This is a genomic window from Roseimaritima multifibrata, assembly GCF_007741495.1.
Taxonomy (GTDB): Bacteria; Planctomycetota; Planctomycetia; order Pirellulales; family Pirellulaceae; genus Roseimaritima; species Roseimaritima multifibrata.
This window is the reverse complement of record NZ_CP036262.1, coordinates 5,558,711-5,585,223: the sequence shown is the minus strand read 5'-3', so window position 1 is coordinate 5,585,223 and position 26,513 is coordinate 5,558,711. Positions and strand designations below refer to the sequence as shown.

15 protein-coding genes are annotated in these 26,513 nt (G+C 54.9%); 8 read left to right on the top strand and 7 right to left on the bottom strand.

The annotated features are described in order from the left end of the window. The first annotated feature begins 29 nt into the window (after positions 1–29). A complete protein-coding gene (locus FF011L_RS20255) occupies positions 30–794 on the top strand; it encodes a ceramidase domain-containing protein (RefSeq protein ID WP_145353726.1) in 765 nt (254 codons plus the stop codon). 24 nt (positions 795–818) lie between these two features. Continuing rightward, positions 819–2,072, top strand: a complete 1,254-nt coding sequence (locus tag FF011L_RS20250) for a BBP7 family outer membrane beta-barrel protein (RefSeq protein WP_145353724.1) — start codon at positions 819–821, stop codon at positions 2,070–2,072. Between the two features lie 600 nt (positions 2,073–2,672). Here FF011L_RS20250 and FF011L_RS26515 read toward each other — a convergent pair. Then, entirely contained in the window at positions 2,673–2,810 is a 138-nt protein-coding gene (locus FF011L_RS26515) for a hypothetical protein (protein WP_218932766.1), read from the bottom strand. Here FF011L_RS26515 and FF011L_RS20245 point away from each other — a divergent pair. Beyond that, positions 2,801–8,521, top strand: coding sequence for a SpaA isopeptide-forming pilin-related protein (locus FF011L_RS20245; RefSeq protein ID WP_218932765.1), 5,721 nt, complete (start codon positions 2,801–2,803; stop codon positions 8,519–8,521). The two genes, FF011L_RS26515 and FF011L_RS20245, sit on opposite strands and share 10 nt — an antisense overlap. A 265-nt stretch (positions 8,522–8,786) precedes the next feature. Here the strand turns inward: FF011L_RS20245 and FF011L_RS20240 are convergent, their stop codons facing one another. The 3 genes from FF011L_RS20240 to FF011L_RS20230 all read right to left on the bottom strand — a co-directional run bounded on the left by FF011L_RS20240 (position 8,787) and on the right by FF011L_RS20230 (position 10,816). Continuing rightward, positions 8,787–9,632 carry a histone deacetylase family protein gene (locus FF011L_RS20240; protein ID WP_246109534.1) on the bottom strand — a complete coding sequence of 282 codons (846 nt, stop codon included), beginning with the start codon at positions 9,630–9,632 and terminating at the stop codon, positions 8,787–8,789. A 96-nt stretch (positions 9,633–9,728) separates the two neighbouring features. Next, the gene (locus tag FF011L_RS20235; protein ID WP_145353718.1) at positions 9,729–9,983 is read right to left on the bottom strand and encodes a CPXCG motif-containing cysteine-rich protein; all 255 of its coding nucleotides are present in this window, start codon (positions 9,981–9,983) and stop codon (positions 9,729–9,731) included. A gap of 2 nt (positions 9,984–9,985) precedes the next feature. After that, a complete protein-coding gene (locus FF011L_RS20230; RefSeq protein ID WP_145353716.1) occupies positions 9,986–10,816 on the bottom strand; it encodes a carbon-nitrogen hydrolase family protein in 831 nt (276 codons plus the stop codon). Between the two features lie 128 nt (positions 10,817–10,944). Here FF011L_RS20230 and sthA point away from each other — a divergent pair, with 128 nt between their 5' ends. Together sthA and FF011L_RS20220 are read left to right on the top strand one after the other, a co-directional pair. Then, positions 10,945–12,345, top strand: a complete 1,401-nt coding sequence (sthA, locus tag FF011L_RS20225; protein WP_246109533.1) for a Si-specific NAD(P)(+) transhydrogenase — start codon at positions 10,945–10,947, stop codon at positions 12,343–12,345. 51 nt (positions 12,346–12,396) lie between these two features. After that, positions 12,397–13,578, top strand: coding sequence for a GspE/PulE family protein (locus tag FF011L_RS20220; RefSeq protein ID WP_145353712.1), 1,182 nt, complete (start codon positions 12,397–12,399; stop codon positions 13,576–13,578). 199 nt (positions 13,579–13,777) lie between these two features. On the opposite strand, the gene aroB is transcribed toward FF011L_RS20220, so the two are convergent. Continuing rightward, on the bottom strand, positions 13,778–14,905 hold the full coding sequence (aroB, locus tag FF011L_RS20215) for a 3-dehydroquinate synthase (protein WP_218932764.1): 1,128 nt from the start codon (positions 14,903–14,905) through the stop codon (positions 13,778–13,780). Between the two features lie 49 nt (positions 14,906–14,954). On the opposite strand from aroB, the gene FF011L_RS20210 reads away from it, so the two are divergent. Together FF011L_RS20210 and FF011L_RS26925 are read left to right on the top strand one after the other, a co-directional pair. Beyond that, positions 14,955–15,566, top strand: a complete 612-nt coding sequence (locus FF011L_RS20210) for a hypothetical protein (protein ID WP_145353708.1) — start codon at positions 14,955–14,957, stop codon at positions 15,564–15,566. Positions 15,567–15,827: 261 nt separating this feature from the next. Further along, positions 15,828–17,810 (top strand): DUF5684 domain-containing protein, encoded by a 1,983-nt coding sequence (locus FF011L_RS26925; protein WP_246109532.1) that lies wholly within the window; start codon positions 15,828–15,830, stop codon positions 17,808–17,810. Between the two features lie 189 nt (positions 17,811–17,999). On the opposite strand, the gene FF011L_RS20195 is transcribed toward FF011L_RS26925, so the two are convergent. Both FF011L_RS20195 and ruvX read right to left on the bottom strand, forming a co-directional pair. Next, positions 18,000–19,286 carry a HEAT repeat domain-containing protein gene (locus FF011L_RS20195; RefSeq protein WP_145353706.1) on the bottom strand — a complete coding sequence of 429 codons (1,287 nt, stop codon included), beginning with the start codon at positions 19,284–19,286 and terminating at the stop codon, positions 18,000–18,002. 69 nt (positions 19,287–19,355) lie between these two features. Then, positions 19,356–19,880 (bottom strand): Holliday junction resolvase RuvX, encoded by a 525-nt coding sequence (gene ruvX / locus FF011L_RS20190; protein WP_145353704.1) that lies wholly within the window; start codon positions 19,878–19,880, stop codon positions 19,356–19,358. Positions 19,881–20,041: 161 nt separating this feature from the next. Between ruvX and FF011L_RS20185 the strand changes: the two genes are divergently transcribed. Next, on the top strand, positions 20,042–26,413 hold the full coding sequence (locus tag FF011L_RS20185) for a transcription antitermination protein NusB (protein ID WP_145353702.1): 6,372 nt from the start codon (positions 20,042–20,044) through the stop codon (positions 26,411–26,413). The last annotated feature ends 100 nt before the right edge of the window (positions 26,414–26,513 follow it).

The following is a 26,513-nucleotide window of genomic DNA, read 5'->3' as shown; positions in this document are numbered from 1 at the left end:
GATGGATCTTTCAACGCGTTAGCGGCTAGATGTTCGAACCACTCGATCTGTACTGCGAACGATGTGATCCTAGTTTTTGGGCTGAACCTTTTAATGCGTTCAGCAATTTTGCCTTTGTGATCGCGGCAGTTGCCGTTTGGTGGCGAGGCAGGAGGCAGACGCAGAAAGGGTTGGCAGGTGGGCGAATCGCCCACCCTGCCCTTCCCTGGCCGGTCGCTGGGTTGGTCGTTTTGGCTGGCCTGGTCGCGATCGGCAGCGCCTTGTTCCATACCTTTGCTACCCGCTGGGCAATGGTGTTGGATGTGGCGCCGATCTTGGTTTTCCAGGTTTGGTTTCTCTGGTTCTACTTACGAATCGTTCCCAGACTCTCGCGTCGCTGGGGGACTGTCAGTTGCACGCTGTTTCTGGCAGCTCATGGGTTGGTAATGCTGTTCCCAAGGGATCTGAACGGACCAGCTTGGTTTAACGGATCGCTTAACTACCTTCCTACGTTGCTCGTCTTGGGGGGGCTGGGGCTTTACCAGGTCCAGACGCAAACACGCCTGCCCTATCGCATGCTTGGGATTTTTACCGCGTTTGCCTTGGCAGTCTCTTTGCGCACGGTGGACCTTTGGATTTGCGAATGGTTTCCCGTCGGGACCCATTTCGCCTGGCACCTTATCAATGGAGTCGTTTTCTTTTTGTCAATTGACTTATTGCAGCAGCAATTCGTCTTGACGCCCACTGGTTGGATTGCCGATGGTCCGGCAGGTGATGCAGATTCCTTGAATGAATCTGAGAATAAATCACGATAAATTTTCCAGGACGGGAGTCGAAAGTTGAATTCGCGCTGGCTATTAGGATGGTTGTTGCTATTTGCGTTAAGCAGCGTCACTGCGCGGGCTCAGGCAGTTGTCAATAACAACTATGGCGGGGATCCCTACGCCACTTCGGGAGCCGGGTATTACCCGGGAACCGGAATGGGTGGGCTGATGCCGACGTCCTGGAAGGTTGATGACCGACTTTGGTTCCGCTGGGAATATCTGCATATGTGGACCGACGGGATGGACGTGCCGCCTCTGGTAACGACCAGCCCAATCGGTACGCCTCAGGATCAGGCTGCAATCCTCGGGATGCCAGGGACGACGACGCTCTTTGGTGGATCCGAAATCAATGGCGGCGCGGTCAGTGGCACTCGTTTTCAAGCCGGGTTCTGGTTGGTCCAGGATGGTTCGGTTGGGATCGAGGGTGAGTACATGATGTTCGCCGACCAGAACGATGGGTACGCCGTATCGAGTGATGGGACACAGATTATTGGTAGGCCCTTCTTCGATATCACCCAAGGTCAGGAAACCGCTCAGTTGGTTTCCTATCCAAACCTTGTTAATGGTTCGTTGTCGATTGGATCCAATTCAAGTTTTAGTTCCTACTTGGTCAATGGACGTGTTTCGATGGTCCCGATGGCCGTTGTCGCTTGTGCTGGAGACGTGGCACCCGATCGTATCGATTGGATTGTCGGGTATCGACACATCAGCCTTGATGACTCGTTGAGCTTTCGGGAGCAGCTGGAATCGCAGGTCACTCCGAGAGGAGAAATCAGTCTGGCCGAGAATTTTTCATCGAGCAACGAATTCAACGGACTTCAGCTAGGGGTAACCTATCAAGCCAATTTTCGACGCGCTTGGTTAGAAACAAAAATGCGCGTTGCGCTCGGTAACAACACGCAGGAAGTTGGTATTTCTGGTAACACCGTGCTAACGGAAAACGGAGTTTCGGACACTTATCCCGGTGGCCTGTATGCCCAGCGCACCAATATGGGTACTCACAAACGAGAACAATTCACGATGGTTCCTGAATTGGGAATCACGTTCGGGTTTCGTTTGACAAGTTGCCTGCATGCAACGGTCGGTTACAACGCTATCTACTTGCCAGCAGTGGTGCGAGCGGGCGAACAGATTGACCAAGATGTCAATCCAAATCTCTTTCCCGAAGAAACGGTTCCGTTCGTCGGAGCCCTACGTCCCGGGTTCCGTTTCAACGAAACCGACTATCTGGCACACGGTGTCAACATCGGAGCCGAGCTGCGGTTTTAAGGATTTCGTGGCCGTTGCAATTCGGACGTCGAACGAAGTCGCGGCGGTTTCCATCGGTCGAGAAATGCTTTGCTCGTGACGCCCGCTGCCTAGCAATTCGCAGGTGTTTCGGATGGTTAAGAGCTGAAATTCCTAGCGGAAGGGCGCGAGCCCTCCGGCCCGGGCAGCTCGCTCCGCAAAAGGCCGGACGGCTCGCGCCGTTCCGCTAAGAAGTGGTCGCGAATCGCAGATTGCTTGCGGTATTGGGCGTGCAAGCTCTCCGGCCCTGGAACTCACTCTGCAAAAGGCCGGACGGCTCGCGCCGTTCCGCTAAGAGGTGGTCGCGAATCGCAGATTGCTTGCGGTATTGGGCGTGCAAGCTCTCTGGGCGCTGGAACCACTCTGCTAAAGGCCGGACGGCTCGCGCCGTTCCGCTAAGAATGGGGGCGATTTCCAGTGGTCGCCGCAAATGGTCTCTGCCCCTTTCGTGTCTCCTCTGCGCGGTCGCCGAAAGCGGAAAGAAGATTGAATTCTTCGAAACAGGACCCTCCCCTTCTCTGGTCAGGACGTCTGGCTTCGGTATTGTTTCATTGTGGTTCTTTCCCCCAGTCGTTGCATGTCTTAGAATCTTCGCAGACCTCCCGGTTTGCCTAGGTCGCTTGGTTGATGAAGCGTGAATTTGGCAATCCCGGGCAATGTCGAATTCTGTTGCCGAATCGATACCGACCGACTCTCAAGGAAGAACTGCAATGTCATCATGGTCAGCGCGTCGCCGTAAAGTTTTGGCCGCATTCGTAAAATCGGATGCGAATGCTCATAGCCGTCAACGTCGCTTTCAGCCTCGCCTGGAACTGTTAGAAGATAGGCGTTTGCTAGCAGCTGCTGTCGACTTGGCCGTGCTTCAAGGCCGAGTCTTTGATGATGTTAGCAACAACGGATACACGGCCGGTGAAGAAATTGCCGGGGCGACGCTTCAGTTGTACCGCGACAATGGTGACGGGATTTTCCAGCCATCCGGTGGCGACAGTTTGGTTGGCTCCGACACCACGGACGCAAATGGTCTGTACGAATTTTCGGATCTGACCGCTGGAGGGTACTTTGTGCTTCAGCCTGCACAGCCAGCCCTTGGGCTGTTGCAGTCCGAGTCCCCGCTGATCACCGTCAGTGCGGAAGCTGTCAAAGGGCAGATCCGGACGACCATCGATAGTTTTGACCAAACCAGTCAGGAGGTGATCGATACGATCCAGGACGATGTGCCGGTGACAAGTAGCGTGGCGGCTCCGGAAGTGATCGGTGGCGAACGAGACATGTATGTCAATAAAACGAGCGTCAACGGTGCCGTGCAATTGAATGTGGACAATCCATTGTTGCCCGATCAGCTCACATTCGACTCGGTGACTACGGGGGCTGGAGAGCGACGAATTACCTGGGATGGCGTTGATGGGGATGCGTTAAGCGTTAACGATACAGGGCTGGCTAACGTTGATTTGACGGCAAATGCGGTTGGCGTCCAATTGCAGATCCGGGCGGATCAAGCTGGAGGAAATGTCATTGTCCGGTTGTATAGCGACGACGGGGTTGCTGGCACCGCAACTCGGTATAGCTCGGCGACCCTGCCGATTCCTTTAACGCAGCAGAACTTTCTGTCCGCCGAACTGATTCGATTCAGCGATTTTGTTGCAACGTCTGGCGGAGGAGCCGATTTTACGGACGTGACTGCGATCGAGATGGAGATCACGGCGGGGGCGGATGTGAACGGCGCTGCGGAACTGGTGGGGACGGTCGGTACGACTGTCTTTACGCAAGATTTTGCGAACTATGAGGAGGCCGATTTATCGCTGACCAAAACGGTCGACAATGCGACTCCGAATGTTTCGCAGGAAGTAACCTTTACCGTTCAAGTCGACAACGCGGGCCCCGATTCGGCAACCGGCGTCGAAGTCACTGACGCATTGCCCGCAGGAATTACGTTTCGACGGTTTTCGACCGCCAACGGAACGTATGATTCTGCCACGGGAATCTGGACGATCGGAACCATCGCCAGTGGAGACAGTGCAACGATCACGATCACAGGAGTGGTCGACAACGCGGGCCGAAAAGTGAACACGGCACAGGTCACCGCCGCCAACGAATTTGACGCGGACAGTTCCCCAGCAAACAGTTTGCCGGGCGAGGACGACCAGGCTTCGGTGAATGTTGATCCGCAGACGATCGATTTATCGGTTGCTAAAACGATCGATAACGAACGCCCAAATATTGGCGATAACGTCACGTTTCTGGTCACGCTAAGCAACGCAGGTCCTCAAACAGCAACAGGCATCGCAGTCCGTGATTTGCTCCCGACCGGATTGGCTTTGGTGTCGGCGACAGAGAGTGCCGGAAGTTACAACGAAGGGAGTGGCGTCTGGACATTGGCGTCGTTGGAAAGTGGCGATGATCAGACTTTAACCATGGTCGCGACCGTTCAAGCGAACGGGTCGTTGGTGAATACTGCCGAGGTGATTGCCGCCGACCAGTTTGATGTCGACAGCACGCCGAACAACGCGGACGCCGAGGAGGATGACCAAGCCTCGGCAGGATTAACGACTCCGACTGCCGACTTGTCTCTCACCAAAACGGCGAGCAATTTAACCCCCAACGTAGACGAATCGGTGACGTTTACGCTGACCGTTTCCAACGCGGGGCCCGATGCCGCCAGTGGCGTGACCGTTACCGACCAACTTCCTGCCGGGTTCACGTTGGTGAGCGTTTCGGATGCTGACGCGTACGATCAAGCGACAGGTGTTTGGACCGTTGGTAATATTGCCGTCGGGGTGCCGCGGATTTTGGTTTTGACCGCAACGGTTGATTCACCAGGAACCTTAATCAATTCGGCTCAGGTTTCCGCTTCCCAGCAGCAGGATCCCGACAGTACACCGAACGACAACCTGCCTGACGACGACGATCAGGACAGCGTAACGATCGATGTCCCGGCGATCGATTTATCTTTGACCAAAACGGTCGACAACGCGCGTCCGAATCTTGGGGATGAAGTCGTTTTCACGATTCGGGCGAACAATGCCGGCCCTGATGTCGCAACCGATGTGATCGTTCTGGATTCTTTGCCTGCCGGTTATGCGTTTGCGGGTGAATCCACCACTTCCGGAACCTATACGGAAGCGAACGGAAACTGGGCAATCCCAACGATCGCTGTCGGGGACACCGCCGTTCTGGAAGTTCGTGCCACGGTCGTTAATGCGACCCCCGGAGTCAACACGGCCGAGGTGATAGCCGCCGGTCAGTACGATACCGACAGTTCACCGAACAACGGCGATTCGACCGAGGACGATCAGGCCAGCGTGGGGCTTCAATTGGCCACGGCGGACCTCAGTTTGACCAAAACCGTTTCCGCAGCCACTCCGGATGTTGGCGAAGAAGTCACTTTCACGATTCAGGTTCGCAATTCAGGGCCGGACGCGGCAACCAATATCGAGATCGAGGACATCTTGCCAGCCGGGTTGGCCTTTGTTTCGGATACGGCAACGCTGGGTAGTTATGACGAAGTCCAAGGGATTTGGAGTCTTGAAAATCTACCGTTTAATGGTGATGCAACCTTGCAGGTGGTAGCGACCGTTGAGGCGGCTGGAACGTTGGTCAACACGGCGGAGGTCGTCGCGGTCGACCAGCAAGATCCGGATTCAACTCCGAATGACGGCAACAGCACGGATGACGATTTTGCCAGTGTCGACGTAAATGGGCAGCAAATCGATTTGTCGGTTACCAAGACCGTCAGCGACTCGTTGCCAAATGTTGGAGATTCGATCACCTATTTGATTACCGTTCGTAATGATGGACCGAGCACGGCCACCGGAGTTGTCTTGCTTGACCGTTTGCCAAGTGGCGTGGTTCTTACCGATCAACAAGCGAGTGCTGGCAGCTATGTTAGTAGCACGGGGCTGTGGAGCGTGGCATCGATCGAACCGGGAGATGAAGAAACACTAGAATTGACGGTTCGTGTTGATCGTCTGTTAAACGAACTGGTCAACCGCGTTCAGGTTCAGGCCGCCGATCAGCCCGATCTTGATTCCGTCCCTGGCGACAGTGTTGTTGGCGATGACGATTTAGCGGAGGTTTCGATTCGGACTCAGGTTGCGGATTTGTCGCTGACGAAAACGGTGAGTGAATCCGCACCCAATGTCGGTGACGTTGTCCGCTTCCAGATTGAATTATCAAACGACGGACCTGATAACGCGACCAGCATCGTGGTTGCTGATAACTTGCCTGCGGGGTTGGAGTATTTCTCGCATAGCACTTCCGCTGGTGATTTCGATCCGGTCTCCGGGGAGTGGACGATCGACTTATTGACCGATGGTGGGACGGTGTCGTTGTTTATCGATGCGACCGTCGTCGACAACCAGCCGTCGACGAATGTGACGCAAGTGATCGCTGTGGATCAAGTCGATTCCGATTCAACCCCCAACGACAATGTGGGAAGCGATGATGACTATGCTTCCGCACGAGTCACGCCTCCCGTCATCGATTTGTCGCTGACAAAATCGGTAGCCGAGTCACGGGTGCCGATTGGAGGTGAGGTCTCGTTCACGTTGACGGTCCGCAATGATGGACCGGACGACGCAAGTGGGGTTTCGGTCCGCGACGAATTGCCGACCGGCCTAGCGTATGTCAGCTCAAATGCTGAGCAGGGTGGATACAATTCAGGGACGGGGATTTGGGAAGTGGGTGACCTTGCGGCGGGCGAAGCGGTAACCCTGGAAATCATCGCCAGCTTGACCCTTTTTGAAACGTTAACCAATCAAGCCGAAGTATTGGCTGCAAACGAATTTGATAGCGACAGTCAGCCTGGGGACGGCGTCGAAGCGGACGACGACTTTGCAGCTGTTGATGTTATTCCGGCAAGTAGTGATTTATCGCTAACCAAAACGGTCGATAATTCTGCTCCCAACGTCGGGGGCGAAGTTCTTTACACGATCACTTTGGCAAACGCAGGACCCGATTCGGCAGCCGAGATTCAGGTTCAAGATCAACTTCCTCCAGAATTAACTTTTGTTGATTTCACGGCATCGGTCGGCGACTACGATTCCGCAACAGGCATTTGGCAAGTGCCTGAATTAGCGAACGGTGCGAGTGCGACGTTGCAGATTCGAGCAACGGTACAAGGTAACCAAGCCGTTTCGAATTCGGCAGAAGTCATCGCCAGCAATCAGTTCGATCCCGATAGCGTGCCGGCGGACAATGATCCCGATCAGGATGATTACGCTGACGTCACGTTGACGCCGCAGTTGGTCGATTTGGCGCTCACGAAAATCGTGGATGAGGAACGACCAAATGTAGGCGACGTGATCGCTTATTCATTGGAACTTAGTAATGCAGGGCCTTCGACGGCAACCGGTGTTGAAGTGACCGATTTGTTGCCGGCAGGCGTCACGTTTGAATCGGTGCAGATTGGCCAAGGTCAGTACAACGCTCAAACCGGAATCTGGACTGTCGGTTCGGTCGCCGCCAACGAGACCGCGACGCTTGTCATTTCGGCACGTGTAGGCGAGATCAGTGGCGCAACAAATAGTGCCGAAGTGACGAAGAGTGATCAGCCCGATATCGATAGCGATCCCGACAATCAAGACACGACCGAGGATGACTGGGCAAGTGTCGATTTCCGGACTCAGATGGCCGATTTAGAACTCCAGAAATCGGTTGATAATGCGACTCCCGATCGAGAGGCTCAGGTTCAGTTTTTGCTGGAATTGACTAACTCAGGACCCGATACCGCCGAACAAATCGCAGTGCAGGATCGGTTGCCAGCGGACTTGCAATTTGAATCCGCCTCTGCCAGCGTCGGTGATTACTCGGCGCAGACCGGTATGTGGACGGTCGCTTCCTTAGCTTCTGGTGAAACCGCGACGTTGGTGATTACGGCAACGGTGCTGACCGCTTCGCCGGTTGTGAATACCGCGGAGGTCACCTCGGTGCTTCAGTTTGATCCCGATAGTACTCCCGGCAATGGTTTGATCGGAGAGGATGATCTGGGCAGCGTTACCATCACGCCGCCGGTTGTCGATTTGTCGGTTTCCGCTGCGGTCGATAACGACAGTCCGCTGGAAGGCGACGTGATCACGATGACTTTCGATGTTTCGAATGCGGGACCGATTGACGCCACGGGTGTTGTGGTCGCGGTCCCCTTCCCCGACGGAATGACTTTGGTTTCATCCGATCCTGGATCGGGGACTTATGATCCGGCTACCGGAGTTTGGACGGTTGGCGATATTGCCGCCGGCCAGACCAAGCAATTGGTTTTGATGGCTCAAGTCGACGAACGGGGGATCAAAACGATTCAGGTGGAAGTCATCTCTGCCGACCAGTTTGATATCGACAGTGTCCCTGGTAACGGAGTCGACAGCGAAGACGATCAGGTGGAATTGCTGATTCGAGCTCCACGCCTGTTGTCGAAACGGTTGTTCATGTCACGAAGCTAGGTTCTGAACGGACGGTCGATTGAGTGATTGTCGCCTTTCGCTCCGCGAAAGAACGTCCTTTTGGAACTGCTTTCGTGGAGCGAAAGGCTACAGTCTTTCTCTGTTTCCGATTGCAACGACAACCCGTGAAGCATTGGGGTTTGGGGAAATCCAATTTCAGCAACGGATCTTGCGGGCGATCGATGTAGCGTATCGGTGCCGCCCTTGCGGCGGCACAAGCCACTGGAGGCGGCTCTTAGGCAAACCATTGCCGCAGTCGTGTGCGTTAAGATTGCCGAAGCACTTCGAGGGTTTGGAAATGGATGTCCACAATGTCCTCCACCTCGTTTGCATAGCCACCCGCCATGGCAACAGCAACCGGGATTTTGTGTTGGCGACACCAACCGATCACCTTTTCGTCGCGGCGGCGCAATCCCTGCATGCTTAGCGATAGGCGTCCCAGCCGATCTTTCTCGTACGGATCGGCTCCGGCAAGATAGATGACAAGGTCGTAGTTGCCAGCCTGCGATTGGTCTTGTTGCAGGCTGTCGAAGACCGCTTCCACCGCCGCACAGTATTCGTCATCTTTGGTTCCATCAGGCAGGCTGACGTCTAGGTCACTGGGGACTTTGCGAAGCGGGAAATTCTTGACTCCGTGGACCGAACAAGTGAACGCACTGGAATCTCCGGTCAGGATGGAGGCGGTTCCGTTTCCTTGATGGACGTCTAGGTCGATCACGGCAGCTCGTCGGATCAACCCTTCGGCTTGCATCGTTCGGATGGCGATTGCGGAGTCGTTGAAGACACAGAAGCCCTCCCCCGCGTCGGCAAATGCGTGATGCGTGCCACCCGCTAAATTGGCGGCGATTCCATCGGTCAAGGCGGAACGAGCCGCCGCGATGGTCGCCCCGGCGCTGCGCCGCGAGCGTTCGACCATTTTGTCCGACCAAGGGAATCCGATCCGCCGTATTTCCTGGGACGTCAAGGTTCCCGTTTGCACGCGGTGGATGTAGTCGGCGGAGTGGCTGGTCAATAACTGTTGGTCGGTCGCTGCCTGAGGGACCTGGAGGGACTGCGGACTGAAATTCGGTGATTCAAAAACGCGTTGTCGAAGCAGCCTGTATTTTGACATCGGGAACCGATGTTTTTCGGGCAATGGCAGTTCAAAATGGTCCGTGTAGAACAGTCGCAATGGTCGAGCGCCGAATGGAAAGGGGAAGGCGATTCTTTAGTACCGATCTTGTTCGGCTTCAGCCCACACGTGGGCTCGATCCTCGGCGTCAAATTCAACATGGATCAGACTTGGGCTGCAACAAACGGGACAGTCTTCGACGTACTGCTGGCTTGTTCCGGCGGCGATGTCTAACGGGACAACAATTTCTTCACCACAGTTGTCGCAAACGTAAGCCCCTTCGACATCGATGTTTGTAGAGGTCGGTCCTTCTTCGTCGTCGAAGTCCTCGGATGGATCGTCGTCAAACATTTCTAGGTCTTTTTCTCAATGATGGATTTGTAGAATTCAGGACGTCGGTCGGCGAATCTATCGATGACATGGGCACCGACGGTTCGTTCGATCCGTTTGCTGCGAGCCAATTTCAGGTCGGCGGTTGCGTAGAGAATCTGTTCCGAATCGTCGGCGGCTCGAGCCAGTTCGATCCCGTCGGGACCACAGATGCTGCTCAATCCACAGAAATCAAAGTTCCGTTCGTGACCGACTCGATTTGCAGCGACAAAATAAAGGTGGTTTTCCATACTTCGAGCGGGCGGCACGATTTCAGCGGTTCGGGCTGCAGCCACGGGCCAGTTTGTCGAAAGTGCGATGATGTCGGCTCCGGCTAACCCGAGCACACGCATCGGTTCAGGGAAGGAACTGTCATAGCAGATTGCCAATCCGACGTTTGCGTCTCCGGCTGGAAGGGGCGCGTATTCCTTGTCGCCACGGTCGACGAACTGGTCGACACCAAGCTGAGGAAGATGGATTTTTCGATAGCCGCCAACCATTCCGTCGGGGCCGATCAGGACACTTGCGTTGAACAGTGACCCTTCAGGCGTTTTTTCTAGAAAACCAAGGCTGATGTGGACTTTGTTATTCGCGACGCATTCGAGCAAAGGTTTCCAGCGAGGGTCGTCGACCGTCATTGCCGAATCGTTTGCCTCCTCGCGACTTTCAAAACAGTATCCGGTTAGCGCACATTCGGGGAAAACGATCAAATCGGCACCGTTACGGGCTGCTTGGGTCGTCCATTCGGTCACACGGTCGCGGTTTTTCTCGATGGCGGCCAGAGTGACATCCATTTGAACGGCGGCAAGTTGCATGGTGGATCTCGGATTGAATGAAAATAACTGCATGAAGGCAGGGTTGGCGATCGATTCTAATTTGTAACAATCAATTCAGATCGACAAGCAGTCTGTGCAAAAACTCCGTAAAACCGCGATAAATGGTTATGAGTGACATGAAATATGACTACGACCTGCTGGTAATTGGTTCGGGCCCTGGCGGTGAGGGAGCCGCAATGCAGGCGGCCAAGGGTGGAAAGCGGGTAGCCGTCGTTGAACGTCATGTCTCGCTCGGTGGTGGTTGCACACACTGGGGAACCATCCCTAGCAAAGCGTTGAGGTATTCGATTACTTCGACGATGAATGCGCTCAAAAACCCCATGTTTCGCGAGTGGGGGATTCGGGTCAGTCCGACGATGAAACAGCTGAAGCAGGGGACGCAAGCGATCATCGGAAAGCAGGTCCAAATGCGACAGTCCTTCTACGATCGGAACAACGTCCCGGTCCTTAAAGGAACGGCTGTATTTGTCGATGACCACACGGTCGACATCGAAGGGGAACGAGTCACTGCGGGCTATTTTGTGATCGCCACGGGATCGCGACCGTTTCGTCCAGACGGTGTCGATTTCAGTCACCCTGCGATCTACGACAGCGATACGATTCTTGAACTGGATACCAAACCGCACACCATCACCATCTACGGTGCCGGAGTGGTCGGAACGGAATACGCTTCGATGTTTCGGAACCTGGGGATTAAAGTCAACCTTGTCAACACTCGAGACAAATTGCTTGAATTTTTGGATGATGAGATCATCGACGCTTTGTCCTACCATTTGCGAGATCAAGGGGTTTTGATTCGTCACAACGAAACCTTTGAATCGATCGAAGGCTGCGAAGGGGTTGGCGATTGTGGTGCGGTGCTAACGCTGAAGAGCGGCAAGCGGTTGAAGACGGACGTGATCTTGTGGGCAAACGGTCGACAAGGAAATACGGCAAAATTGGGGCTGGAAGCGATTGGCATCGAACCCAATTCACGCGGCCAATTGATCGTGGATGATCAGTTCCTGACCGCTCGGGATCATATCTACGCGGTCGGAGACGTGATTGGTTACCCGTCGTTGGCCAGTGCTGCTTATACGCAAGGGCGTGCGGCCGCGATGCATATGCTGGGAGAGAAAGACGGGAATTTACGGGTTCATGATATTCCGACCGGCATCTACACCAGCCCGGAAATCAGTTCGGTTGGCAAGACCGAACGAGAATTGACCGCCGCCTGTATTCCATATGAAGTCGGGCAAAGCAATTTTAAGAGCCTCGCACGAGCCCAGATTGTTGGTGCCACGGTTGGGATGCTGAAATTGCTGTTCCACCGTGAAACCCGCGAGATCCTTGGCGTGCACTGCTTTGGAGTAAACGCATCGGAGATCATTCACATCGGGCAAGCGATCATGAATCAACCGGCTCCCAATAATACGATCGAGTATTTTGTGGAAACGACTTTCAATTACCCCACGATGGCAGAAGCGTACCGCGTTGCCGCTTTGAATGGGTACAATCGATTGTTTTAGGGCAACGCAAATACGTTGCCTCGATTCGCTCACGCCCTAGGCGGAAGTACCGTGTCGTTTGACTTCGATTCTCTTGCTCCCGACAGCGACCAATACGCCGTCGAATTGGTCGATGCGATCTTGGACCAAGGTTGGCAGCAGGGAGCCAGTGACATTCACTTGCACCCACGTAGCGATTCCTGGGAGATCCTGTTTCGAATTGATGGGGCTTTGGTCCCGATCGCCACGGTTCCCAAAAGCAGCCGCACCGATCCCTCGGCAAGGCTGATGGTTTTGGCCGGTTTGCCAACCTACAAAGTAGGCCAACCATTAGAAGGGCGAATCGACCTGTCTATCGATGCCCGCGATATGCGAGTCGGGTTGTTTCCAACGCTTTATGGACAGCGAGCCGTCATTCGGTTGTTCCGTGCGGAGGCTCAGCTGCATGAACTGGCAACGTTGGGGCTAGGGGAGGAAGTGACTTCGACGCTGGCGGCACTAACGACCGAGACCGAAGGGGCGATTCTGTTAACCGGGCCTGCGGGCAGCGGAAAAACAACCACGCTTTATGCCTGCCTGCGAGCCATCGTCGGACGCCCCGTGCGACGCTCCGTTTTAACGATCGAGGATCCACCCGAATCGGTTTTAGCTGGAGTCAGCCAAAGCCAAATCGATGCCGCCTCGGGGATGAGTCTGGCGGCGGCCTTGCGCAGTGCCGTTCGGCAAGATCCTGAAGTTCTGTTGGTCAGTGAGATCCGTGATCCCGAAACCGCCGAAGCAGCCCTGCAAGCTTCGCTGACAGGGCACTTGGTCTTCTCTTCTCTGCACGCCCCCGATACGGCAACGGCGGTTCAGCGGTTAGTGCAAATGGGCTTGCCGCCCTATTTGATCCGCAGCGGTGTACGAGCTTTATGTAGCCAGCGATTGTTGCGTAAGCGGTGCGTCGAATGCCGTGATGTTCCGCTGATTCGGTCAGGAGAAAACGGACTTCGCGAATGTCCTGAATGTTTAGGCGTTGGTTATCACGGACGCGTCGCGATCGCCGAATTGATGGTCCTGGACGGGGACGACGCGGTAGGCAATGTCGTTGGGGCTTTGCTTGAGGGGACCGTCCCCGCGAATCAGATCGGTCAGGCAGCTGCCGATGCAGGAATGGTGACCTTGGCACAGCGAGCCTGGCAATTGGTCGAAGAAGGGATCACTGATGAAGCTGAACTGTATCGAGTGCTAGGGCGCCGAGGCATCCGGCACTAAAAGGCTGACCGGTTCCCGCCGGCCAGCGTCTGGTCAGCAAGAACCACGGCAGTCACGTAGCGACGCTTGCCAGAGCGTGGGCAGCCCCCCCAAGCGTCACCAATACATTTCACTTCCAACGCGAATGGCTCCGCGGACGAAAGCGACTGTCTGATCGGGTTACACGCATCCATGGCGGGGTACCCGGGTTTGGAACATTCTAGCTCGGGTCGCTTTGGCAGATTTCGATCGCTTCGATAATTTGGGCGTCGGGGATGTCTTGATACATTTGCACGTGGCCCATTTCAGTCGGCAACACAAATCGTAATTTGCCGTGGCTGACTTTCTTGTCGTTTTGCATGGCCTGTAGCATCCCCTGTGGGTCGGCTTCGTCCCAGCTGAGAGGCAATTGCAGCTGTTTCAGAAGCGCGTTTTGGCGGTCGACAAAGGCGGCGTCGACCAAGCCTCGGCTGCAGGCCAAATGGGCTGCCATTCGCATTCCGATGGAGATCGCTTCCCCGTGTAGAAATTTCCAATAACCTGCGGTCGCTTCGATTGCATGCCCGAACGTATGGCCGTAATTCAATGTGGCTCGGCGTCCGGTCGTTTCGCGTTCGTCGGCGATCACGACGTCGGCTTTGGTTTGGCAGCTAACTGCGATTGCGTGTCGCAGTGCCTCTGGGTCGGCTTTGGCCAGCCGCGAAGCGTTCTTTTCCAGCCATGCAAAAAAGTCAGCGTCGGCGATCACACCGTACTTGGCAACTTCCGCTAACCCACTGTGGAGGACTCGAGGCGGAAGGGTGTTCAGCGTGACCGTGTCGATAACGACCAGCGAGGGTTGCCAGAAGGCTCCGACGACATTTTTGGCATCGGGAAGATTGATTCCTGTTTTCCCGCCTACACTGCTGTCGACCTGAGACAAAAGGGTGGTGGGGACTTGGACCAAGCGAAGGCCTCGATTGAACGTCGCTGCGGCAAACCCTGCTAAGTCTCCGACGACTCCGCCACCAACGGCGATGACCACCGATTGCCGGTCGGCTCGATCCATTCGCATTTGCTCCCAAAGCCCTGCCAGTTGTTCTGGGGATTTGCTGTTTTCGCCGGAGGGGACTTCTGCCAGGTCGACTCGGATGTTTACGTCCCGCAGTTGCTTGACCAGCGGTTCTCCCCACTGGCCTCGGATTTCGGAATCGACGACGAAAAATGCATGGCTCATATCAGGGAGCGTGCGGTGAATGGTCTCGCCAACCTGTTCCCACCATTCCGTCCCGACCAAAATAGAATAGGGTGAGGCGGTTAGAGGGACCTTCAGTTCTTGGACCGGAGTTGGAAGACGCGATTCAGGCATTAGGGACATTTGCAGTAAGAGGTTCGGTCTTTGGGAAAGAAGGAAAACAATGAATCATTCTGACAAACCGGAACAAGAAACGGAATCGGTGTTTGAAGAAGCTGGAAAAGAGGGCGAACGAGCTTTCCGCCGAGGGTGGTGGGCGCTGTTCGCCCTGGGGTTGCTGGCGATCGGAGTGATCGGAGCCGTTTCAGGGATCCAGCTGCGGCGGACTCAATTGGAAAAGACGATCGATTTTTTTGGGGCGGACGCGGTGGCCGCGTTGCAGTCTTCGGCCGTCTTGCGTTTGCGATTCGATGAAGGGAGTCCGTTAGCCGAAAAAATGGAATCGCACGATCGCACGATCGATCTGGCGGGGGTCCCCGGAGTCGGGCACCTGCGGCATGCGCTGCTGGATCAACGGCATTATGACTGGGATACCGTTGTGGAGAAAAAAATCGAAGAACAAGAAAAGCAATCTTCGGACAGTTGGGTTGCCATCGAGCTGGAAGGAACCCCCCGAGGATACGATCCGATTCATGAAACCATTTTTTGGCTAGAAATGAACAGCGGAGCCGTGGGGGTCGTTGGCGGCAAAGGATCGGTGCAGTTGAATTCGCGTGTCGCTGGGGCGGTCAAAGAGCACGTTCTGATGATGAGCAACGTGCGTCTGAATCGTTAGCAGGCGGGGGGGAATGAAAAATCCTCGCCGTCGCCGCACAGCTAAGCGGGTACTTTTAAGCTTTTTCACCGTTCTAATATTCGACCAGAGCAAAACGCGAATGGCGATTGAGCCGGTGGATAGGCCTGAATTGGAGAGAATGAGGCCTGAAATCGCTGAATTGTGGTTTTTTTTTGCGTATAATGGACCTTTCCAGAATCATTCTGGGCTTGCTTTTCTTTCGATTTCTAATGGGCCTATCAGGCCGCGTAGGGACTCAGCATGACCCTCTTCCAAAACTGTTTCATCTTTGCTCAATCCGATGCGGCGATTCCGTCGGCTGCCGGAGCTGCTCTGCTTGTTTTTGCGGTTATTGGACTGCTTGGATTGCTGTTGGGGCTGGTTGCAATCGCCGGCCTATGGAAGGTTTTCGTAAAAGCCGGCAAACCGGGCTGGGCGGCTTTAGTGCCCGTTTACAACGCGGTTGTCTTGTTGGAAATCGCCCAGCGCCCACTGTGGTGGTTGGTGTTGTTGTTGATCCCCGTGGTCGGTCCGGTTGTGATGATCCTTGTGGCGATCGACGTCGCCAAGGCGTTTAATAAAGGGGCTGGATTCGGAGTCGGTATGGCTTTCCTTCCCTTTGTTTTTTATCCCCTTCTGGGGTTTGGGGCCGCCACACACGCCGATGCGCTTGAACCGGAAATGCTCGCGTCAGAAACTCCACAAAAAACACGCGGTACGGCGGCGACAAGCCAGGAATTTAGCGAGCCGGACGACGCTAACTTCCAACGTAAATTTGTCCTCTTTCAGGCGGTCCCCGCTTGGATGGTCAGCATGCTCGTTCATGTTTTGCTGCTGCTATCTTTGGCGTTGATGACGATCGAAGTTCCTGAACAAGTGATCAACGTTCTCAGTGCGGCGGCCGGTACCGAAGAAGGGCCCGAAATCGAAGAATACACCATTGAACCTCCGTCGGAGGATATGGAAGAGACCGAAGAAGAGGTTAGCGAAGAGGTGGTCGACACCCCGGAACCGATGGAAGAGATGGAGCCGATCGATATGGAGACTCCTTTGGAAATGGTCTCCATGCCGGTTAGCTTGGTCGACATGGCCAGCCAGATGGCACCCGTCGCCGATTCGCTGCAAACACTCAGTGCGAAATCGACTAGCGAACTTGGCAGTCGCAGTAGTGCTGAAGTTAAGAAACAAATGCTGCGTAAGTACGGCGGTACGGATTCCAGTGAAGCGGCCGTTCGCATGGCCTTGGAATGGCTGGAAAAACACCAAGCAGTTAACGGTGGTTGGACCTTCAATCATCAACTGGTCTGCCGTGACCCGCAGTGTAATCATTCGGGGACGTTGGATACGGGCGTCAACGGCGCAACCGCCTTAGCCCTGCTTCCGTTTTTAGGAGCCGGGCAAACTCAGTTCGATGGCGAGCACAAGCAAACCGTTCAACGTGGTTTGGCTTTTTTGGTCGCCAATGGGAAACCTGGAAACAAGGGAGGCCTGCCGGTTGTTGATTACACCGAGAAAGGTGGATCGATGTACTCCCACGGGTTGGCGGCAATCGTCCTCTGCGAAGCCTACGCAATGACCGAAGATCCACGTTTGGCCGTCGCCGCTCAAGGGGCCCTGAATTTCATCATGTATGCTCAGGATCCTCGTGGAGGCGGGTGGCGGTATTCGCCGCGACAAGCCGGAGACACCTCCGCGACTGGATGGCAGATCATGGCTTTGAAGAGCGGTTACATGGGGCACCTGACGGTTTCGCCTGCTTCAATCCGCGGGTCGTCACTTTTCCTTGATTCGGTCCAGTCCGATTATGGTTCGCTGTACGGGTACACCGAACCATCGGCCAGGGCCGGAGGACACCGAGCGTGTAACGCCGTTGGCCTGCTTTGCCGAATGTATTTGGGCTGGGGCAAAGATCATCCTGGGATCCAGAAAGGGGTCGCGAATCTGGCGAAGACCGGAGTTGTGAAGAGCGATATCTATTACGACTACTATGCCGCTCAGGTGCTTCGGCAGCATGGTGGTCCCGAATGGGATAAATTCAATACCGTCTTGCGAGATTGGTTGGTTGCCGAGCAATCGGATTCGGGGCCCACTAGAGGAAGTTGGTACCTTGGGAATGTGGGGCACGGGACCGAACATGGCGGGCGACTTTATACGACTTCCATGGCGACGATGATTTTGGAAGTCTACTATCGACATATGCCTCTTTACTCCGACAGTGCCGCCGAAGAAGAGTTTCCGCTCTAAGGTGACGTGATTCGCGCGGTAAGCGAATCGCAGGCGATTCGTTTACCACGGAAACCACTCATCTATCGGTGAACGGCTTAACCGTCGTGGCCCGAATCTTTGATGTGCTGGCCGTCCCCGGAGCGGCTGCCCTGAATGTTCCCCAATGCACGTTGGTTGCCAAGGCGATACTGACATTCTGGATCGCGGTTATTGATCGCGCCGCATATCCCCTTGGTAGCTGCCAAGTTGCTGTGCGAAATACTGTCGCCAACGATCTTTGTCGTACTGGAAATCGACTTCGGGAGCGATTTCACGAAGGGCGCTGAGGACATGCGGGTTGCGCAAATGATCGGTCCTAGAGGTTGCCTTGGCGCCCATGGATAGGCCGCCGGCTCCCCCGTTCTGTCCCAAGGTCACATTCGTGTCGTGTTGCGGACGTTTGGTGGTCGTGTGGGAGGTGACCAGGGCGTCGACAAGGGCAAACCGAATCTCGGGATCGGGAAGGAATGACAGGGCGCGTCCCGCTTGGTTGACTTCAGCGTTATTCGAGCTTTTTAACATCGGAACGTAGGTCCGTACGGCCGACTGGTAGCCATAATTTTGCAATCGCTCGTACGCCGCTTCACGGATCACCGGATCGTTTTCCTGGACTCCGACGCGGACCAATGGTTCGACGGCAGCAGGCATTGCGAATTGTCCCAGCAATTGAATCCACAATAGCCGCAGTGCATGCGGTTGATTTTGGTTGCGAGGATTGGTCAATTCGTCACCGAGTGCGGGAACGGCCAACGGTGAATCGATGGCCCGCAGCGCCACCAATGCTTCACCCGCTTTGTCGCCTCCGCGAAGGTATGCCATACGCCAGCGGGCGATGTCACGTTTCCATGCCTTGACCTTGATGTCCACTTCTTTGGATTCTGCCTGCATCGCAAGGTCTTCGGGCAATTGGTATCGGCCAGCACTGCGGACCAATCCTCTCTCGCGTGCCCATTGCTTTCGGGGAATCCATTCATCACGACGTTTAACGTAGTCGAGAGATTCGCGAGCGGGACCATGTTCAGGGTCGATTGCAATCACGCGTCGCATGTGGAATTCAGAGTGATCCGACAGGCTGTTTTTAGTGCACCATCGAGCCATCTCGTACTGGCCCTCGACGGTATCAGGAGCCCTGGCTGCAAGCTGGCGATACTGCGCGATCAGTTCGGCATCGCGGGTTTTACGAACGTCCGATTTTCGGATGGCGATCCGCAGCCCGTCGTGCAACTGCACCAACGCATAGGGACGTGGATCGTTCTCAAATTGACGAATGTTGCCTGCAACACTGGTGCCGTGTGTCAGTTCAAGCGTGTCGGCAGCGGCTGCAAACTGGAAGCAGAATGGGACGGCAGCAACGCCCACCCACCGCAAACTTTGAACGCAGCGAGTCAATCTGAAATTCTTCCATTCAAATCGCATGACTGTTTGAAACGCCAAGAAAAGGGGGAGAAGAGACACGAACATCCCTATTATAGGTCATTTGCCCCAAAAGACGAACAATTAAGCCTCCTTCTGGAGGCTTGCGGGTTATTGATCGCTGTCATCCAGTGGAGCGGCGCCATCATCGGGGGCATCGATTGGCTGGCCGGGCAGTTTTTCGTCCCCAAAATACCTAGCCGCTTCGAGAAATGATTCCAGCACGATTTGGGCGGCGACGGCGTCCAGGCGTTGTTTGCGGCGGTTCCGCGACATCCCCCCGGCTTGCAAACGTCGTGTCGCATCGGCCGTGGTAAAACGTTCATCGAACAACCGCACCGGCCGTTCGGTGGTTTCCTGTAACCAAATCGCAAACTTGCGACTTTCCCGGCTTTTGTCGCTTTCGCCTCCATCGCAGTGGATCGGCAACCCGACGACGAAGCCTTCAATCCGTTCGGTTTGGACCAGTTGTCGGAAATATTTTGTTTCTTGCTCCGGTGGGCTACGACGTAAGATTTCCAATGGACTGACTAAAATACGCCCAGGATCACAAATGGCGATTCCCATCCGAACGGTGCCATAGTCGATGCCTGCCAGTCGCCCGGATTGCGGAAAAAAGGGCTCGGTGGTTGTCATGGGGCCTTACGGGCTGGAATGTCGTGAGGGAATGGATTCGATCCGGAAAATACTAATGCAAAAGCTATCGGGCCGTTTAATTGCCGGGAACCGGCTCCAAGCCCTCTCGTCTATGTCAATGCTGCTCACGCTTATCGCTTACCATTCAGGAAACGCTTCTCATGTTCATGACGTGTGTCGATCATCGCTTCCGCCCTGCCCTCTTCGGATCCTTGATAACATTGATGATGGTAAGTCATTTCAGCTCAACTGCACATGCCGACCCGGTTGGCTTGGTCGAACGCTATGCACTCGCTGAGAATCGCCAGTCGATTCTAGATGAATTGGTGCCGGGGAGTGTTGAATTCTATTACTACCATTGCCTGCACTACCAAGTCACCGGCCAGTTAGCGAAGTCCGAGGATCTGTTGTTGCAGTGGGAAAACAACATTCATCTGAACTCCAGTCCATTGCTGCGAGGGATGTTGGACCGGCAGCGGTTGTTGACATTTGGCGCGACGCCGGATCTAACGATCAAATACCTTCGCGCCCGGTTAGGAATTCAGCTGAACCATACCGCGCCGCCTTTGCGCGGCGAACGTCGTTACCCCGATACGCTGCCCGCAAATGCGCTGGTTATCGATACGCTGATTGACGATTCACTGAGAAGCGAAAGACAATTGACTCAAGCAGGCCTGCAACGTTTGGGAGAACGTTTCTTGGCGAATGAGGTGGCCGGTTTGCCGGTCAATGTGTCGTGGTTGCTAGAACAGGTTGATGGTCCGTGGATGGATAACCTGGATTCACTGGTGATCATGGAATTGAAACAGAATTCGCCCAGTAGTCGACGGTTCGGTGAATTTTCGGCTCACCGTTGGTTGACGGAATTGCAATTAGAACGGGTGGCGGAAGCGATTCCGGAGGTCGCGTTTTCGGAACCGATGATCCGCGAGCGCCTGCTGCGGATGCGTCCGAGTGACGATTCCGATATGGGGCAGCAGTTGGCGGTCCGCCGTCGGTATTACGAACGGGCCGATGAGTATCTGACGACGTTGCCACCCGCTTGGAATGCCCTGAAGGCCGCCGTGCTGTATCGATTGCTGGAAGCCGACCTGGCCGTCGGTAAACCGCTTGAATCTCGTTTCGTGCGGTACTTGCAGTTACCGCGTGAATCACAATTGGTTCCGTTAGAACTGCGTCGAAATGCAGGTTCTGCGCTTGTCAAAATGAACGAAGATTATTCTGCATGGGCGTTTGTGCCTCCCATTGGCAACGATGCCGATCTGGTCCGTTCCTACCTGGAAATTTTCCTGGAAGATGCCGAATCCCCAGCGGCCTACGCACCGTGGTTGCAAAAAGAGTATCTGGATAATGTTTTCGTTGAAACCCAATTGTTAAACGGCGTCGGGACGCCTGCCGATTGGTACCGCAGGCTTTCTCCTGAAAATCAGCAGTCGCTGAAAGAAAAAATTGAATTGACTCTGGCACCTGAAAATCTGCCGGTCCACGATCCCACGCAACCCAGTCAGTTGCTCGTTGACGTGAAAAATATTCAAGAAATGGTGGTGCGGATTTATAAGATCAATCCCACAGCCTATTACCGTACGCATACGGAACCGTTGAATTCGGATCTGGACCTGGATGGCTTGGTGGCTACGCACCAACGGCGGATTGAGTTTGCACAGCCAGCGGTCCGCAGGCACCGCGAAACAATCGCATTGCCCGAAATCGAAGGCCGTGGCGTCTGGGTTGTCGATCTGCTGGGTGGAGGACTACGAACGCGAGCCATGATTCGTCGTGGTGAAATTCAGGCATTGACGCAATTAACGGTCGATGGGCTGGAAGTAAAACTGTTTGACGAACAGCGGCAACCACTGCAAGACGGCCGGATGTGGATTGGGTCGCAGGAGTTTACCGCGGATGAATCGGGAGCCATCACTTTGCCGATGGTCGCCAATTCGACGACGCGTCGAGGGATTGTGGTCGTGGGCGATTTGGCAGAAACGATCACTTTGCCTCAAATGGAAGAATCGTATTCGTTGTCCGCGGGCGTCCTGATAAGTGAGCAACAACTGCTGGCCGGTCGCACTGCAACGATCGGTCTGCGCCCTCGATTGACGATGAATGGCGAACCGGTGTCCCTGTCCTTACTGCAGGATGCCTATGTCGAGATCGTGTCGACTGACCTGGACGGAATTCAATCGACCAAACGATACGGTGATTTGCAATGGACAGAGACGACGGAAATGGCGCTTGCGTTTCGGGTCCCCGCCCGTTTGCAGCGTTTGGATCTGCGAGTGGTCGGCCAAGTCGAACGGATTGCCGATGGACGCATCGAAGACGTGCAGTTCGCGGATCACTGGAATGTGAACGGTATCGACCAGACGGCTGCAACCGTCGATGCGTATTTGACACGGCGTGGTGAAGATTGGGTGATTGAGGTTCGGGGCCGCAATGGAGAATTGGCGGGCGCCACGTCGGTGGCTGTCACGCTGCAAACGACCGTCCGCCCCCGACCGGTTCAGCAGACCTTGCAAACAAATGATGCGGGGGTGGTGGTTCTTGGTCCGTTGCCAAATGTGACCAGCCTAACTTTGGGAGTCGGAGGTGGAGCGGTTCATCAACGGCATTTGATTTTGGATCAAGCCGATTGGCCGGTGCGCGTCCATGCGGGGAATGACCAGCCCGTGCAGTTTGCTTTGGATACGGAATTGCCTATCACCAACCGTTTCCGGATTTGGGAGATGCGGCAGGATCGTCCGCTGCGAGAATTGCCAAAACAACTTTCGGTCGAAGATGGTCTGCTAAGTTTTACACCGTTGCAGGCTGGTAACTATCGCTTGGATGATTTGCAACGGCAGCGGACCGTATCGATCGCGATCAGTGATGGCGATGTGCACGCTGGCTACGCCGTTGGAACGGTCCGTGCTCTGCAGGTTCCAAGGCGGGATCCGCTTGGTATTACCCGTATCGAAACCACTGCCAATGGGATTGAAGTTCAGCTTTCTGGTGAAGCCCCTGCCGCTCGCGTGCATGTTTTGGCCAGCCATTACGTACCCCGTCGGTTGGTCGTCGACCGTTTACGACTGGCCAACCTTTCGGATCTTCAATCTTCCTATCTGCAGTTGTTAAGCAATGCTTATATCAGCGGGATGAAGCTAGGCGAAGAATACGAGTACGTTTTGAAAAGGCAGTTCGCGAGTAAATATCCTGGCGTCATGCTGCCGCAGCCTTCACTTTTGTTGAACCCTTGGGAAACCGATCAAACGACGAATCAGTCGCAAATCGCCGCCGATGGGGACGAGCCTCAAGCCGCAGCGGTGGCTGCTCCTAAGCGCAGCAGGGGCCGTGGATCGCACGCGAAACAGGTTGGTCCTCAAATCGATGTGACGCCCACCTATGATTTTCTCGCCAATGGGGGAGGTGTCGCGCTGAACTTGTTGCCCGATGAAAACGGCAAGGTAACGGTTCCCGCAGCGCTCCTTGAAGAGTGGCCGATTGTGCAAATCGTTGTGATGGACCCGAACACATTGATTCAGCGGACTCTGTACGGCAAGTTGGCGGAACCAGAACGACGCGATTTGCGACTTGCGCAAGCGTTGCAAGCCGAATCGCCCTACGCGTTTGAACGCGGAGTCCTAATCGCCTCGCCCGATCAGCCATTGAAATTGGACGAGCTAGGGACGGCTCAATTGCAGGTTTATTCAAATTTGGCCGACCTGATGGGGCTGTACCAAACGTTGGTCGACGACCCGCGATTAGGTGACTTTCGAGAACTTGCCCGCTGGCATCAAATGGACGACGAAGCGAAACGCGAGGCGTATGGGAGATTGGCCTGCCATGAAGTGCATCTGTTTTTGTCACAGCATGATCGTCCGTTTTTCAAAAACGTCGTCCGGCCGTTTCTTGAAAACAAAAAGGAACGCCAACTGATTGATGAATGGTTGCTGGGGACCGATCTGACGCCCTGGACGGAGCCTTGGAAATACCACCGATTAAACGCGATCGAGCGAGCCATCTTGGCACGCGCGGTACCTGCGGCCCGTGACGCGATTTTACGTGATCTGAGGGAGCGGGTTGCGATGTTGAAAAAAGATCCAGAACGACTGCGCCGAGCCGTCGAATCGGGATTGCGAAGCCGGCGGCTATCGGAATCGCGAATGGACCAGATGGGTGGCATGGGAGGATTTGGTGGTGGAGGTGGCGTCGGTGGGATGATGATGGGCGAAGCGGCGCCAGCGGAAGGAATGGCCTTTGGTGGAATGGGGATGGGCGGCGGAATGGGCGACATGGCAGAAGAAGCGGAGTCGGAGGTTCTGGATCGTGCGGAGAATAAGTCCGAATCGGCTAAGTTCTTTAATGCCAAACCACAAGCGAACGCCTTGGGATTCGGGTTCCGTAAAAAACGTTCGTTGGGCAGGGTTGCCAATTTCTATCAGCCGCTTGACCCCACTAAGCAGTGGGCCGAGAGCCAGTGGGATCAAGTGCGGACCGCCGATGCGGATGCCCAGTTGATCGCGGTTGACCACTTCTGGGCCGATTGGGCGCAGAATGGGCCAGCCAATAAACTGAGTCAACATTTGCTGGATCCAACGGATAACTATCACGCGGCCCTCGCTGCACTGGCCGTCTGTGGACTGCCCCTTCAGGCGGGCGACGTCGCGCTCCCTGACAAACCAGGTCAGCCCTACGCTCCGGAACATTCCGTCGCGGTTATCACAAAACGCTTGGTCGCTTTGCAGGCGATGGAAGGAGATCCAAGTCTGCTGGTTGGGCAACGCTTTGAAGCGGTGGGAACGCCACCGGTCGATGACGAGGACCAGCAGGTTCGCGTCGCACCCGTTGAGTACTTGACTCAGGTGGCGTATGTCGGGCAGGTGATCGTAACCAATCCGACGCCCCAGCCACGAACGGTCGACTTGCTTTGGCAGATTCCTGCCGGAGCCATTCCGTTGGCAGGCAGTTTGGCAACCGATAGTGCAACGGTTCGACTGGAACCTTTTGCCGTTCATCGGCAACAATACGAATTCTATTTTCCTGCCTCAGGAACATTCGTGCATTATCCCGTTTGTGTCTCGCAGGCAGGCCGAGCGGTAGCTCTGGGCCAAACGCGTGAATTTAATGTCGTCGCAAGCCCGACGGTGACGGACGAGAAATCGTGGCAGGCAATCGCTCGCGACGGTTCCGCTGCACAGATCGGAAAATTCTTGCAGACGGCAAACCTACACCGCTTGGATTGGTCGTTAGTGCTGCACCGAATGCGAGCGCTGGATGTTTACGAAACGGTGTTAGGTGCACTGCGTTCTGGAAACGTTTGGGTTCCCGAACTATTCGCTTATAGCTTGCACCATCAGGATTTACTGGGGATGCAGGAGTATTTGGCCAGTCGCGACGATTTGATTGAAACCGCTGGGCCGGTTTTCAAATCGTCCTTGGTAACGATTCAACCGATACCACGGAATCTGTATGAACATCTGGAATACGCTCCGCTGGTGCGAGCTCGGATCCATCCGCTACGGGCGGAACCGGAAATCCTGAATGACAAGTTTTTGTTGCAGTACCGTGAATTTATGAAGGTTCTGGCTTATCAGCAAACGCCCTCCACGGACCAGCAGCTGGCACTGTGTTACTACCTGCTAATTCAAAATCGAATCGAAGAGGCGCTCGCTCGCTTTGCTGAAGTGAAAGATGCGGCGACGAATATGCGTCTGCAGCGAGACTACCTGACCGGTTATTTGGCACTTCATCAAGGTGACCTAGCGACCGCAGAGAAAATTGCTCAAGCCGGTAAGGAGCATCCAGTCCCCAGGTGGAAGGAGCGTTTTGGTGCGATCGCCGAAGTCTTGCAACAACATCGCGATTTGCAGGCCGGGCTAAGCGGAGACGTTAATGCAAAAGAAGACGCTTTGGCAGTCGATCCCCAAGCAGCCGATCTGGCGATGATGGATCGCGAACGTCGGCAGGCTCGCGCAGCCGATTCACAGCCCAGCCTAAACGTTGTCACCGAAGGAAAACGGGTGCGGATTACGCATCGTAATGCACCACAGGCAACGATTAAATTGTATCGCGTCGATCTGGAACTGTTGTTTAGTAAGACGCCGTTCGTCAAAGAAGACCTTGCCCGGATGGCTACGGTACAACCCGATCTGCTTGAGCCGCTCAAACTGGCGGAAGCCGGGACCACCGAGTACCTGTTAGAAGACGATTGGTCCGAACAGACACTGCTGATTGAAGTCGTCAGTGGATCGGCTCATGCAACAACCTTGTACTACGGAGGTCGTTTGACCGCGTACGTCTCCGAAGGATTTGGACAGCTGCAAGTGAGCGATTCGGCGAACCGCCAACCGGTCGCTTCGGCTTATGTGAAAGTGTATGGAAGAATGGCCAACGGCGAAGTGAAATTCTATAAGGATGGGTACACCGACCTGCGAGGCCGATTCGATTACGCCAGTCTCAGTTCCACCGAACTGGGGGAAGTACAGCGATTCGCGATTCTGGTGCTCGATCCCAAACGAGGTGCCAGCGTGCACGATGTGCCACCACCAACGGAATAATCGATCAGAGAGACTGTCACCCATCCGTAGCTCCATCTCTCATCCGTAGCTCCGTCTCTCCGAGACGGAGAATAACAAATAACAAACGCCACATCCTCAG